Annotated in this window: 10 protein-coding genes; 9 read left to right on the top strand and 1 reads right to left on the bottom strand. The window is 71.7% G+C overall.

Annotated features, from left to right (window positions below; all coding sequences use genetic code 11):
* The first annotated feature begins 65 nt into the window (after positions 1-65).
* From OIE69_RS12535 to OIE69_RS12510, 6 genes are all read left to right on the top strand, one after another.
* Positions 66-2045 (top strand): glycogen debranching N-terminal domain-containing protein, encoded by a 1980-nt coding sequence (locus tag OIE69_RS12535; protein WP_326572062.1) that lies wholly within the window; start codon positions 66-68, stop codon positions 2043-2045.
* A gap of 107 nt (positions 2046-2152) precedes the next feature.
* Positions 2153-2881, top strand: coding sequence for an NUDIX hydrolase (locus tag OIE69_RS12530; RefSeq protein WP_326572061.1), 729 nt, complete (start codon positions 2153-2155; stop codon positions 2879-2881).
* A gap of 32 nt (positions 2882-2913) precedes the next feature.
* Positions 2914-4539 carry an ABC transporter ATP-binding protein gene (locus OIE69_RS12525; RefSeq protein WP_326572060.1) on the top strand — a complete coding sequence of 542 codons (1626 nt, stop codon included), beginning with the start codon at positions 2914-2916 and terminating at the stop codon, positions 4537-4539.
* Positions 4540-4631: 92 nt separating this feature from the next.
* Positions 4632-5540, top strand: a complete 909-nt coding sequence (locus tag OIE69_RS12520) for a FadR/GntR family transcriptional regulator (RefSeq protein ID WP_326572059.1) — start codon at positions 4632-4634, stop codon at positions 5538-5540.
* A gap of 323 nt (positions 5541-5863) precedes the next feature.
* A complete protein-coding gene (locus OIE69_RS12515) occupies positions 5864-7423 on the top strand; it encodes an RNA polymerase sigma factor (RefSeq protein WP_326572058.1) in 1560 nt (519 codons plus the stop codon).
* Between the two features lie 140 nt (positions 7424-7563).
* Positions 7564-8424, top strand: a complete 861-nt coding sequence (locus tag OIE69_RS12510) for a S1 family peptidase (protein WP_326572057.1) — start codon at positions 7564-7566, stop codon at positions 8422-8424.
* 75 nt (positions 8425-8499) lie between these two features.
* On the opposite strand, the gene OIE69_RS12505 is transcribed toward OIE69_RS12510, so the two are convergent.
* On the bottom strand, positions 8500-8730 hold the full coding sequence (locus OIE69_RS12505) for a DUF7455 domain-containing protein (protein WP_326572056.1): 231 nt from the start codon (positions 8728-8730) through the stop codon (positions 8500-8502).
* 423 nt (positions 8731-9153) lie between these two features.
* On the opposite strand from OIE69_RS12505, the gene OIE69_RS12500 reads away from it, so the two are divergent.
* The 3 genes from OIE69_RS12500 (at position 9154) to OIE69_RS12490 (ending at position 13529) form a co-directional block, all read left to right on the top strand.
* The gene (locus OIE69_RS12500) at positions 9154-11283 is read left to right on the top strand and encodes a DNA gyrase/topoisomerase IV subunit B (protein WP_326572055.1); all 2130 of its coding nucleotides are present in this window, start codon (positions 9154-9156) and stop codon (positions 11281-11283) included.
* A gap of 192 nt (positions 11284-11475) precedes the next feature.
* Positions 11476-11925 carry a DUF485 domain-containing protein gene (locus tag OIE69_RS12495; RefSeq protein ID WP_326572054.1) on the top strand — a complete coding sequence of 150 codons (450 nt, stop codon included), beginning with the start codon at positions 11476-11478 and terminating at the stop codon, positions 11923-11925.
* Positions 11922-13529 carry a solute symporter family protein gene (locus OIE69_RS12490; RefSeq protein WP_326572053.1) on the top strand — a complete coding sequence of 536 codons (1608 nt, stop codon included), beginning with the start codon at positions 11922-11924 and terminating at the stop codon, positions 13527-13529. Before OIE69_RS12495 ends, OIE69_RS12490 begins: the two co-directional genes overlap by 4 nt.
* Positions 13530-13578 lie beyond the last annotated feature (49 nt).

The raw sequence follows: 13578 nt of genomic DNA, 5'->3' as shown, positions 1-13578 counted from the left end.
CCACACGGCCGTTCTCGTGGGTAGTGGCGCCAGCGCCCGAGCGACCGATTCGACGTGGAGGTGGCATGAGCCCGCAGCCGGTCAACCGGCCGCCCCGGCAGGACCGGGGGCCGCAGCCGGTGCACGACGCCGTGATGTGCGTCGCGGCCCCGGCCCTCGCGGTCTCGCCGGAGCACGGACAACTGAACGGAGGCGGCCTCGACGGCTTCTACCAGGGCGGCCGCCGGGTACTGGCCCGCTGCGAGCTGCGCATCGCGGGGACGCTTCCGGTCCCTGTGCAGGGCGGGCTCGTCACGGCGGGTCGGGCGCGGTTCACCTCCGTCGCCCGTGTCCCCGGCGACACGACACCCGACCCGGCCCTCACCGTCGAGAGGCTCCGGACCGCCGGGGGCACCGAGCGCATCACGGTCCACAACACCGGATCCCGCGCCCTGCGCATCCCGTTCGAGGTGGCCCTGGCGACCGACCTCGCCGAACTGGCGGCCATCGCGGCCGGATCCGCCGGGCCGGATCTGCAGCCCAGCGTGTGCGACGCGGGGCTGCTGTGGTCGTCGGAGGGCCTGCGGGCCCGGGTCACCGCCGTGCCGGCACCCGAGAGCGCCCTGGCCTCCGCCGGGTTGCTGTGCTGGGAGCTGGCACTGCCCGCCGGAGCATCGCGAACGATCGAGCTGCGCGCGACGCTGGAGCCCGCCGTGGCCGGTGTGAACGGCGGATCCGCCCCGGCGGTCCCCGTGCCCTGGTCGGCCCCGGAGATCCGCGGCGGCGACGGCCGGGCGGAGACACTGCTGCGGGCCGCCCTCGACGATCTGCGGGCGCTGCTGCTGCGCGACCCGGAGCACCCCCTGGACGTCCATGTGGCGGCCGGTGCCCCGTGGCGGCTCGGTCCCGCCCCGGCGGATGCCCTGTGGGCGGCCCGCATGCTGCTGCCGCTGGGCACCCGCCTGGCGGCCGGCACGCTGCGGGCGTTCGCCCGGCGCCAGGACCCGGAGACCGGCGGCCTGCCGGGCCCGCTGCGCCATGCCGGTCCGCATCTGCCGCCCACGTGCTCCGGAGTGGAGGCGGGGCTGCTCTTCGTCACGCTGCTCGCCGAGGCGCGCCGGTGGGGGCTTCCGGAGCGGGACACCGAACAACTGCTGCCGACCGTCGAGCGCAGTCTGTGGTGGCTGCGGTCCGTCGCGGGCGAGGGCGGATACGTCCCCGATCCGGCGCCGGGCGGCCCCCTGCGCTGTGACGTACAGGCCCACGCCCACCGGGCCATGCTGCACGGCGCCGATCTGCTCCAGGCCCACGGGCGCCCGGGCGCGGAGGAGTGGCGGGAGCGGGCCGAGGCGCTTCGCCGGAGGTTCCGGGAGGACTTCTGGCTGGACGACCCAGCCGGCGGGAGCCCGGCCGCCGCGCTGACCCCTGACGGCAGACCCGTGCCCCACCTGGGATCGGCCGCCGCTCATCTCCTCGACACCGGCTTGGTGGGCGGCTGCGAGTTCGCCCCCGGCCTGCTGGACAAGGTGCAGACGGAACAGCTCGCCCGTCTCCTCGCCGCTCCGGAGCTCGACTCGGGATGGGGGCTGCGAACCCTGTCCGCCAAGGCCCCCGGCTACAACCCCTTCGGCCACCGCGGCGGAGCGGTACGGGTCCACGAGACGGCCGTCGCGGTCGCCGGGCTGGCGGCGGCCGGCCACGAGCGCGAGGCCGTGGCGCTGCTGCTCGGCGTGCTGGACGCGGCAGGTGCGTTCGGACACCGGCTGCCCGAGATGTACGCGGGGGAGCAGCGGGAGGACTCCCGCCGTCCCGCCCCGCACCCGACGGCTTCACGGCCCGCCGCGGTGGCCGCCGCGGGCGCCGTCCACATGCTGCTGGCCCTCGCCGGGATCCGCCCCGACGCCCCCGAACGCATGGTGGCCGTGCACCCGCCGGCCGCCTCTCCGCTCGGAGATCTCGACCTTGCCGGGCTGCGGGTGGCCGAGGAGCCCTTCGCGCTGCGGATCGGCGCGTCCGGTACGGCGGTGATCGTGGAGGCGGCTCCCGGGCTCCAGCTCGGCGCCTGAACCGCCGGCCGGCAGCGGATGCCGGGCGGCGCCGTGACATCGAACAACAGGCCGACAGCGCGTTGCGTCATCCCGTCAACCTGCTGTTTATCGTCAGGCAGACGACTATGATCGCGGACATGGCGCCCTACGACCCGTCAGCTTTCCCGCCCTTCGCCGTCACTGTCGATCTCGTCGTGCTCACAGTGCGCAGCCACGCCCTGTGTGCCCTCGCGGTCCGCCGCGGTGAACCGCCCTACCAGGGCCGGTGGGCGCTGCCCGGCGGCTTCGTGCGGGGTGACGAGGACCTCTCAGGGGCGGCCGCCCGCGAACTGGAGGAGGAGACCGGACTGCGCGCGGGCAGCGGAGTCCACCTCGAGCAGCTGGCCACCTACGGCGACCCCGAGCGCGACCCGCGTATGCGGGTGGTGAGCGTCGCCCACCTCGTGCTCGCCCCGGACCTGCCCGCGCCCCGTGCCGGTGGCGATGCGCGCAGTGCCCGCTGGGCCCCGGTCGAGGAGCTGCTGCGCAACGGCGAGGAGGGCGCCCTCGCCTTCGACCACGCGCGCATCCTGGCCGACGGCGTGGAGCGTGCCCGTTCCAAGCTCGAGTACTCGGCGCTGGCCACGGCCTTCTGCCCGCCCGAGTTCACCGTCGGCGAGTTGCGCCGGGTCTACGAGGCGGTGTGGGGTGTGGCCCTGGACCCGCGCAACTTCCACCGCAAGGTGACGGGAACGGTCGGCTTCCTCGTCCCCACCGGTGGCACGACGACCCGTCAGGGCGGCCGTCCCGCACAGCTGTTCCGCGCGGGTGGTGCAACCATCCTGAATCCCCCCATGTTGCGACCGGAGGTGTAAATTCCGGGCCATTTGCGCGTTATGGTGCAAGGGTGATCCAGGCCATCGGATTGACCAGTGCGTCCCGGGGCGAAGAGCCCCCTGCCGTCGACGACCTCACCTTCGACGCCCGCCCCGGCGAGATCACGGTCCTGCTCGGTGACAGCGGCGCGGGCAAGTCCACCGTCCTGCGGATGATGCTCGAACTCGAACCGGGCCGCGGCATCACGCTCTTCGGCGGGCGCCCCCTGCACCGCCACACTCATCCCGCCAACGCGGTGGGCGTGCTCCTCGGCGACGTCCCCGGCCACCCCTCGCGGACGGCGCGCGGTCACCTGCGCATGCTCGCCGCCGCGGCCGGGGCTCCGGCCGAACGCGCCGACCAGGTCCTGGAGATCGTGGGCCTGCGCGAGACGGCGGGACGCCGTCTGTCGACCTTCTCCCTCGGCATGGACCGCCGCCTGGGCGTCGCCGCGGCGCTGCTCGGGGACCCGCCCGCGCTGCTCCTGGACGACCCCGCCCAGGGGCTTTCCCCGCACGACACCGCGTGGTTGTACGGCCTGCTGAAGGCGTACGCGGCGCGCGGCGGCGCCGTCGTGGTCACCTGCGCCGACCCCAAGGCGGCGGGCCGGCTCGGTGATCGCGTCGTCACCCTGGACAAGGGCAGGCTCGTCGCCGACCAGTCCGCCCACGAGTTCGGCCGGCGCCGTCTGCGCCCGTACGTGGCCGTCCAATCCCCCCAGGCCGAACGCCTGGGTCTGCTGCTCACCGACGACGGGACCGAGATCACCCACGAGAGCGGCAGCCGCATCCGCGTGCACGGCGCGACCACCGCCCAGGTCGGCGAAGCCGCCTTCCGGAACGGCATCCTCCTGCACCGCCTCGCGGACGAGGTCGCCGACACCGGTGTCCCGGAGGCCCCGCACGGCGAGCGGCCCACCGTGCCCCTGGCGGCCGAGCGCGCCGCCGTGCCGCCCGCCGGTCCCGCCCGGCCCGTCCGCTACGAACTGCGCCGCCTCACGGGCGTCCGCAGCCCCTGGCTGATCGCGCTCGTCTCCGTCCTGGTCTCGGGCCTGGCCACCCTGGTGCTGCTGCGCACCGGGCACCACGCCTTCTCCCTGCGCCTGCTGACCGGCTGGTCGCACTCCCTGCCCCTGCCGGCCGCCGCGTTGGGCGGCGGGCTCCTCGGCGCCCTCGCCTACGGTCAGGAGTTCCGCTACCCCGCGCTGGCCCCCGCCCACGCGCCCGTGCCCCGCCAGCTGCGTCTGCTGCTGGTCAAGCTCGTCGTCAACGGGGCCGCAGCGGTGCTGATCGCCCTCCTGGGGGCGGCTCTGGGCCTCGTCGCGCTGCGCCTCGAACTCGGGGCGGTCGGACTGCCCTCGCCGTTCGCGCTGGCCTCCACCGCGGCGGCGTCGGCCGCCCTCGCGCTCGTCTGCTGCTGGGCCGGGGTGCTGGCGGCCGGGGTCTTCCGCACCACGGCGCTCGGTCTGGCCGGCGTCCTCGCGGTTCCGCTGCTGGTGGCCCCGGTGGTGCGGCGTGCGGCTTCGGCCCCGGCGATCGACGTGGCCCGGCTGGCGACCCAACCGGTCCGCTATTCCTTCGTTTTGTCGCTCTTCGCTCTCTTGTGTGCCTATGTGGCAACGGTCTTGCGCCGGAGAAACCCCATTTCCTTCCGATAAAGCGTCAATTATCAGGTGATGAGTGCTCACCCTTTCGTGTGCTTTTCAGGAAAGCCCTCAAGGCCTCCCGCGCCATCGCCGACAAATGATGCGTGAGTACCCTTGCGCACACCATGATGACCGCGGCCCGCCCCGCCGACCCGAGCCTCGGCGGCGGGGACATCGACCGCTATCCGTACGCCGACGCACCCGTCGGCCTCGACCGCCCGGGCGGCGCACCGTCCTGGGACGGCGGCGACGCCGAACTGGGCCGGGTCGGCCGTCGCCCCGCCGGGAGCCGTGGCCGCGGGCTGCACGGCCAACTCGTCCAGCAACTCGGTCAGATGATCGTCTCCGGCGATCTCGGGGCCGACCGCCCGCTCGTCCCCGAGGAGATCGGCCAGCGTTTCGAGGTCTCCCGCACCGTCGTCCGCGAGTCGCTGCGGGTGCTGGAGGCCAAGGGCCTCGTCAGCGCCCGGCCCAACGTCGGCACCCGGGTCCGCCCGGTCAGCGACTGGAACCTGCTCGACCCCGACATCATCGAATGGCGGGCCTTCGGCCCGCAGCGCGACGACCAGCGTCGCGAGCTGTTCGAACTGCGCTGGACGATCGAGCCCCTCGCCGCCCGCCTCGCGGCGGGTCACGGCCGCGAGGACGTCCAGCAGCGGCTCATCGACATGACCGACATCATGACCCACGCCGTGGGCCAGGGTGACGGCCTCACCTTCTCCCGGGCGGACGCCGAGTTCCACGCCCTGCTGCTGCAGGTCGCGGGCAACCGGATGCTGGAGCACCTGTCCGGCATCGTCACCTCCGCCCTGCAGGTCTCCGGCGGCCCCGTCACCGGCTGCGAGCGCCCCGGTGAACACTCGGTGGCCCTGCACACGCGGGTCGTCGAGGCGCTGGCCGCCTCCGACGGTGCCGAGGCGGAGACCGCGATGCGTCAGCTCCTCGCCGTCCACGCCGACACCGGTCCCGGCGGCTCGCCGGACCACGTCGTCCCCGCCCCGCGCGAGCACTGACCGGTCCCGCACGGCGCGAGACGGCACCGACTTCCGCCGCCGGCCCACACCCTCCGGGCCCGGCGGCGGAGCCGTCCGCCATGTTTGACGCACGCTTCCGACCGGGCATGGTCGAGGCGTGCGCGGGGAGTGTCCCGCTATCGACGGTTTGGCGGCGATCCGGGGTGTGACTCGGACCACGTACGGACGGGCGTAACGCTCTCGGCGGCAGCGCGATGAGCATAGAGGTGGCGGCCGTGCGAGGAATATCCGCGACGAACATGACGCTGAGTTGCCGAGCGGGTCCCACCGTAGTCGTTTTCCATCGTTCCGAGAGGTTGTTCGTGTCGGCCAGCACATCCCGTACGCTCCCGCCGGAGATCGCCGAGTCCGAGTCTCTGATGGCGCTCATCGAGCGGGGTAAGGCTCAGGGTCAGATCGCCGGCGACGACGTGCGCCGAGCCTTCGAAGCGGACCAGATCCCGGCAACCCAGTGGAAGAACGTTCTGCGCAGCCTCAACCAGGTCCTCGACGAGGAGGGTGTGACGCTGATGGTGAGTGCCGCCGAGGCGCCCAAGCGCACCCGTAAGAGCGTCGCAGCCAAGAGCCCGGCGAAGCGTACTGCCACCAAGACCGTCGCCACCAAGGCCGCCCCGGTCAAGAAGACCGTCGCCGCCAAGGCCACCGCGGCCCCCGCCTCCACCGTGGCGGAGCCCGTGGCGGAGTCGGAGGACGAGGCCGTGGCACCCGCGAAGAAGGCCGTCGCCAAGAAGACTGCGGCGAAGAAGACCACCGCGACCGCCAAGAAGACCGCCGCCAAGAAGACCACCGCCGCCAAGGGCAAGGACGAACTCGCCGAGGGCGAGGAGGTCCTCGAGGACGCCGCGCCCGGCAAGGACGAGGACGGCCCCGCCGCCGAGACCGAGGCGGAGAGCTTTGTCCTGTCCGACGAGGACGAGGACGACGCGCCCGCGCAGCAGGTCGCCGCGGCCGGCGCCACCGCCGACCCGGTGAAGGACTACCTCAAGCAGATCGGCAAGGTCCCGCTGCTCAACGCCGAGCAGGAGGTGGAGCTCGCCAAGCGCATCGAGGCCGGTCTGTTCGCCGAGGACAAGCTGGCCCAGGCCGACAAGCTCGCCCCCAAGCTCAAGCGCGAGCTGGAGATCATCGCCGAGGACGGCCGCTGGGCCAAGAACCACCTTCTGGAGGCCAACCTCCGCCTGGTGGTCTCGCTGGCCAAGCGCTACACCGGCCGCGGCATGCTCTTCCTGGACCTGATCCAGGAGGGCAACCTCGGTCTGATCCGTGCCGTCGAGAAGTTCGACTACACCAAGGGCTTCAAGTTCTCGACGTACGCGACCTGGTGGATCCGCCAGGCGATCACCCGCGCGATGGCCGACCAGGCCCGCACCATCCGCATCCCGGTGCACATGGTCGAGGTCATCAACAAGCTGGCCCGCGTCCAGCGCCAGATGCTCCAGGACCTGGGCCGCGAGCCCACCCCGGAGGAGCTGGCCAAGGAACTCGACATGACCCCCGAGAAGGTCATCGAGGTCCAGAAGTACGGCCGCGAGCCCATCTCGCTGCACACCCCGCTCGGCGAGGACGGCGACAGCGAGTTCGGTGACCTCATCGAGGACTCCGAGGCGGTCGTGCCGGCCGACGCGGTCAGCTTCACGCTGCTGCAGGAGCAGCTGCACTCGGTGCTCGACACGCTCAGTGAGCGCGAGGCGGGCGTGGTCTCCATGCGCTTCGGCCTCACCGACGGCCAGCCGAAGACGCTGGACGAGATCGGCAAGGTGTACGGGGTCACCCGTGAGCGCATCCGCCAGATCGAGTCCAAGACCATGTCCAAGCTGCGTCATCCGTCGCGTTCCCAGGTGCTGCGCGACTACCTGGACTGATCGGCAGGACGCCCCGACGGGCCCGCGACCGCCACGGCGGCCGCGGGCCGTCGGCATTTCCGGACAGTTCTCCGGATGCGGCCCCGGGCCCGTCAGGTCACTGTGGGTGCTCAGGGCATTCCGGACGGTGAGGAGAATGCATGCGTTCCTCGATCCGCACGCTGGTCGGCGGGCTCATAGCCGGGTCCGCGCTAGCGCTGTCGCTACCGGCTTCCGCCACCGCCGCCGCGGTGGAGTACGCGCCCCGCGCCCCGGGCGCCGACAACGGTGTCATAGGCGGCACGCCGGTCACCACGGAGCAGCACCCGTGGGCGGTGGTCCTGTCGAGCCGGTCCCGCTACGGAATGGGCCGCTCGGGGCAGTTCTGCGGTGGAGCGCTGGTCGGGCCGAACACCGTGGTCAGCGCGGCGCACTGCTTCAGCCCGACCGCACTGGGCGGGGACTGGAACCAGGTGCCCGACCTGCGCATCATCGCCGGGCGAACGGACCTCGCCGGCTCCGCCGGCAGGGAAGTGGCGGTCCGCAAGGTCTGGGTCAACCCCGCGTACGACCCCACGACGAACAGCGGTGACGTGGCGGTCGTCACGACCGCGGAGCCGTTCCCCGCGGGAAGCGCGATACGCATGGCGACACCGGGGGACGTGAACTCCTACGAGGCGGGCACGCCGGCGCAGGTATTCGGCTGGGGGGACACGGCGGGCCTGGGGACCTACTCGAACGTCCTGATGGCCGCGAACGTCTCGGTGCTCGCCGACTCGGTCTGTGAACAGGCGTATCCGGGCAGTACGGAAGGCAAGTACCAGAAGAACGGCATGGTCTGTGCCGGCGACCTGGCCGGCGGGCACGACTCGTGCCAGGGGGACAGCGGCGGTCCGCTGGTGGCGGAGGGGCGGCTGATAGGGCTTGTGTCCTGGGGCGCGGGATGCGCCCAGGCGGGACATCCCGGTGTGTACACCCGGGTCTCGGCGGTGGCGGGACTGGTCGGCCAGCACGCTTCGTGACGCGCGGCGGACAAGCCGACGGGCGGCCTCCCTCGCGGGAGGCCGCCCGTCGTGAGCTCGTCGCAGTGCTACGCGTCAGCGTTCGTCATTGGCCGCGACGGTCGGGGTGGCGGTGAGCCGACCGGTCTCGTCCTGTATTTCCGCAGCGATCTTCTTCAATTCGGGCTCGAACTTACGCCCGTGGTGCGCGCAGAAGAGCAGCTCGCCGCCACTGATGAGTACGACGCGCAGGTAGGCCTGGGCGCCGCAACGGTCGCAGCGGTCCGCCGCCGTCAGCGGGCTCGCGGGGGTCAGAACTGTAGTCACGTCGCCTCTTCTCTAGCTCGACGAGCTGTCGTACCAGGGTCAACATCCAACCAGGCCCAAACTGTTCCCGCGCAGGTCTTTTCCTTGGAAACTGTCGTTGTAGCGGCCGGATGCTACCGATTGGCGGCGAATGATCCTCTGGCGTCTTATCTGTCGGCTTCGGGTCGTTCTGGCAGATCTGGTCAGATTGTTCGGTTGTGTCCCCCCGGCTTTGCGGCCGGTTGTTGAGGAGGACGTGCCCCGAGCCTAAATGGTTCATGCCTCCAGGGGAACGTGACATGTGTATCACTCAAACGAGGGATCGAACACGCCTTCGAAAACGGGCTAGCATGGTGCCCAACTCGGGTCGCGGCGAAACGGCCGTGCGTGACCTCGGTACCCTCTCACCGATACGGCTGAAGAACTTCATGAGGAGACGTTCGCGTGACCGCCGAAACATCCGTGCCGTCCACCGCGTTGCTGACCGGTGCAGATCGTGACGGCTCCAACTACACCGCGCGACACCTGCTCGTGCTCGAGGGCCTCGAAGCTGTCCGCAAGCGCCCCGGCATGTACATCGGTTCCACCGACAGCCGCGGCCTCATGCACTGCCTGTGGGAGATCATCGACAACTCGGTGGACGAGGCCCTGGGCGGGCACTGCGACCACATCGATGTCGTCCTCCACGCCGACGCCTCCGTCGAGGTGCGGGACAACGGCCGCGGCATCCCCGTCGACGTCGAGCCGAAGACCGGCCTGTCCGGCGTCGAGGTCGTCATGACCAAGCTGCACGCCGGCGGCAAGTTCGGCGGCGGCTCCTACGCGGCCTCCGGCGGTCTGCACGGCGTCGGCGCCTCCGTCGTCAACGCGCTCTCCGCCCGGCTGGACGTCGAGGTCGACCGCGGCGGCCACACGCACGCGATCAGCTTCCGCCGCGGCGTTCCCGGCAGCTTCGCCAAGGCCGGCGCCGAGGCGCCGTTCGAGCCGGGCAACGGGCTGGACAAGGTCAAGAAGGTGCCGCGGGCGCGCACCGGCACCCGCGTCCGCTACTGGGCGGACCGTCAGATCTTCCTCAAGGACGCCAAGCTCGCCCTGGAGACGCTGTACCAGCGCGCCCGCCAGACCGCGTTCCTGGTCCCCGGGCTCACGATCGTCGTCCGCGACGAGCGGCCCGACAACGGCTCCGAGGACGGGAAGCCGGTCGAGGAGACCTTCCACTTCGACGGCGGCATCAGCGAGTTCGCCGAGTACCTCACCCCGGACAAGCCGATCTGCGACGTGCTGCGGCTGACCGGCAGCGGCACCTTCAAGGAGACCGTCCCGGTCCTCGACGACCGGGGCCACATGACCCCCACCGAGGTCACCCGTGAGCTCGGTGTCGACGTCGCCCTGCGCTGGGGCACCGGCTACGACAGCACGCTGCGCTCCTTCGTGAACATCATCGCCACCCCCAAGGGCGGCACCCATGTGCGCGGCTTCGAGGGCGCCGTGACCAGGACGTTCAACGAGGTGCTGCGCGCCACCAAGCTGCTGCGCGTCGCCGAGGACGACATCGTCAAGGACGACGCCCTGGAGGGGCTGACGGCGGTCGTCACGGTCCGGCTCGCCGAACCGCAGTTCGAGGGCCAGACCAAGGAGGTGCTGGGCACCTCGGCGGCCAACCGCATCGTGGCCAACGTGGTGGCCCGCGAGCTCAAGGCGTTCCTCACCTCCACCAAGCGGGACGACAAGCAGCAGGCCCGCGCCGTCCTGGAGAAGGCCGTCGCCGCGGCCCGCACCCGGATCGCCGCCCGGCAGCACAAGGATGCGCAGCGCCGCAAGACCGCGCTGGAGTCCTCCTCACTGCCGGCCAAGCTGGCGGACTGCCGCAGCGACGACGTCGACCGCAGCGAGCTCTTCATCGTCGAGGGCGACTCGGCGCTGGGCACCGCGAAGCTCGCGCGCAACTCGGAGTTCCAGGCGCTGCTCCCGATCCGGGGCAAGATCCTCAACGTCCAGAAGTCCTCGGTCACGGACATGCTGAAGAACGCCGAGTGCGGCGCCATCATCCAGGTCATAGGAGCCGGCTCGGGTCGCACCTTCGACATCGACCAGGCCCGCTACGGCAAGATCATCATGATGACGGACGCCGACGTCGACGGCAGCCACATCCGCTGTCTGCTGCTGACGCTCTTCCAGCGCTACATGCGGCCCATGGTCGAGGCCGGCCGGGTCTTCGCCGCCGTGCCTCCGCTGCACCGGGTCGAGCTCAGCAACCCGCGCAAGGGCCAGGACAAGTACGTCTACACGTACTCCGACCGGGAGCTGCGCGAAACGCTGCTGGAGTTCGAGCGCAAGGGCATCCGCTACAAGGAGTCCATCCAGCGCTACAAGGGCCTCGGTGAGATGGACGCCGACCAGCTGGCCGAGACCACGATGGACCCGCGCCACCGCACCCTGCGCCGGATCAACATCAGCGACCTGGAGGGCGCGGAGCTCGCCTTCGACCTGCTGATGGGCAACGAGGTCGCGCCGCGCCGCGAGTTCATCGCCAACTCCGCCGCCACGCTCGACCGTTCGCGGATCGACGCCTGACGGACCGGACTCCCGCACCGGCGCCCTCCCGCGGTCTCACCCGCTCGTGGAGGGCGCCGGAGCTTCCCCACCCCCAGGAGTGGGGCACCATCACCCGATGAGGTGAAGGTTTCTGCTTGGAGGCTCCCGGATCTTCCCGCAATGTCCATGCTTGGGCGCACGGCCGATCGGCCCGTGAAGCGAGGAGAGTTCGTGAACGAGCACGACCAGGCGGAAACCGGAGGGCTGCGGGTGGACGACCCCTGGTACGACGTCCTGGCCGCGGGGGAGTGGGAGGGTCCCGAGCCACCGCCCGTCTCCCTCCCGTCGCAGGCCGGCCCGGCCGACGACCACGCCCGGGTCTACCGGGAGGTGCAGGCCAGCGGCCCCTTCCAGGAAGTGCGTTCCCGGTACCGGCGGTTCGTCTTCCCGGCGGCCGCCGCCTTCCTCGCCTGGTACCTGCTCTACGTCGTCCTGGCGACGGCCGCGCCGCGGCTGATGGCCCGGCCGCTGGTCGGCGAGCTCAACGTGGCCATGGCCCTCGGGCTCGCCCAGTTCGCCTCGACCTTCCTCCTGACCTGGGCCTACGCCCGGCACGCCCGGCTGCGCCGGGACCGGGCCGCCCTCGACCTGCGCTGGGACACCCAGGAGCGGATGCGGTGACCGGCAACCACCAGGGCCTGGCGCTGGTCCTCTTCACCGTCTTCGTCTCCGTCACCCTGGCGATCACCGCCTGGGCGGGCCGGCGGCGCAGCTCGTCCGTGGAGTTCTTCGCGGGCGGCCGTCTCTTCTCCCCCCTGGAAAACGGGTTCGCCATCGCCGGCGACTACATGTCCGCCGCCTCCTTCCTCGGCATCTCCGGGCTCATCGCGCTCTTCGGCTACGACGGCATGCTCTACTCCGTCGGCTTCCTCGTCGCCTGGCTCCTCGTGCTGCTGCTCGTCGCCGAACTGGTCCGCAACTGCGGCCGCTACACCCTCGCCGACGTCCTCACCGCGCGCATGCGCCAGCGCCCGGTCCGGATCGCGGCGGGCACCTCCTCGGTCATCGTCTCCGTGCTCTACCTCGTCGCGCAGATGGTCGGCGCCGGAAGCCTGGTCTCCCTCCTGCTGGGTGGCCAGGGATCGCCCGCGCGTACCTGGACCGTCATCGGCGTCGGCGCGCTCATGGTCTTCTACGTCGCCTTCGGCGGCATGCGCGCCACGACCTGGATCCAGATCGTCAAGACCGTGCTGCTCATGGGCGGCACGATCACCCTCACCGTGCTGGTGCTCGTCCGCTTCCACGGCGACCTCGGGGCACTGCTGCGCTCGGCTGCCGACGGCAGCGGCCACGGCCGCGAGTTCCTCGGCCCCGGCATCCTGTACGGGCAGAGCTGGACCGACCGGCTGGACTTCATCAGCCTCGGCCTGGCCCTCGTCCTGGGCACCGCCGGGCTGCCGCACATCCTGTCGCGCTTCTACACCGTCCCCACGGCGCGCTCGGCGCGGCGGTCGGTGGTCTGGGCGATCGGCCTCATCGGCGGCTTCTACCTGATGACGATCGTGCTCGGCTTCGGTGCGGCGGCGCTGGTCGGCTCCCACACCGTGCGCGCCTCCAACGCCGCCGGGAACACGGCGGTGCCGCTGCTCGCCCTCGATCTGGGCGGCGGAGCGGGCTCCACCGGTGGAACGGTTCTGTTCGCCGTCGTCGGGGCGGTCGCCTTCGCCACGATCCTGGCCGTCGTCGCCGGGATCACCCTCGCCTCGTCCGCCTCCGTCGCGCACGACCTCCACGCGACGCTGCGCCGTCGAAAGGCCGCACCGGGCGGTAAGCGACGGGAGAACCAGGACGTGCGGGTGGCCCGAGTGGCCGCGGTCTGCATCGGCGGCGTGGCCATCGCGCTGAGCCTGTTCGCGCAGGGCCAGAACGTGGCCTTCCTCGTCGGGCTCGCGTTCGCGGTGGCGGCCTCCGCCAACCTGCCCGCATTGCTCTTCACGCTGTTCTGGCGGAGGTTCACGACCCGCGGCACGGTGTGGGCGATCTACGGCGGCCTCGTCCCCGCAGTCGCGTTGGTGGTGCTGTCCCCGGTGGTATCGGGCAGCCCGCAGTCGCTCTTCCCGGGGATGGACTTCCAGTATTTCCCGCTGGAGAACCCGGGCCTGGTGTCCATCCCGCTGGGCTTCGCCGCGGGCTGGCTGGGTACGGTCCTGTCCCGCGAGCGCGCCGACGAGGACAAGTTCGCCGAGGTCGAGGTCCGCTCGCTCACCGGGGCCGGGGCGGTGTGACACCCGTTCCGCCTGGCGGAACGCTCTGATTGCCGCGGGCCCATGGCGC

Source organism: Actinacidiphila glaucinigra (assembly GCF_035918135.1).
GTDB lineage: Bacteria > Actinomycetota > Actinomycetes > Streptomycetales > Streptomycetaceae > Actinacidiphila > Actinacidiphila glaucinigra.
This window is presented reverse-complemented; position numbering and strand designations above follow the sequence as displayed.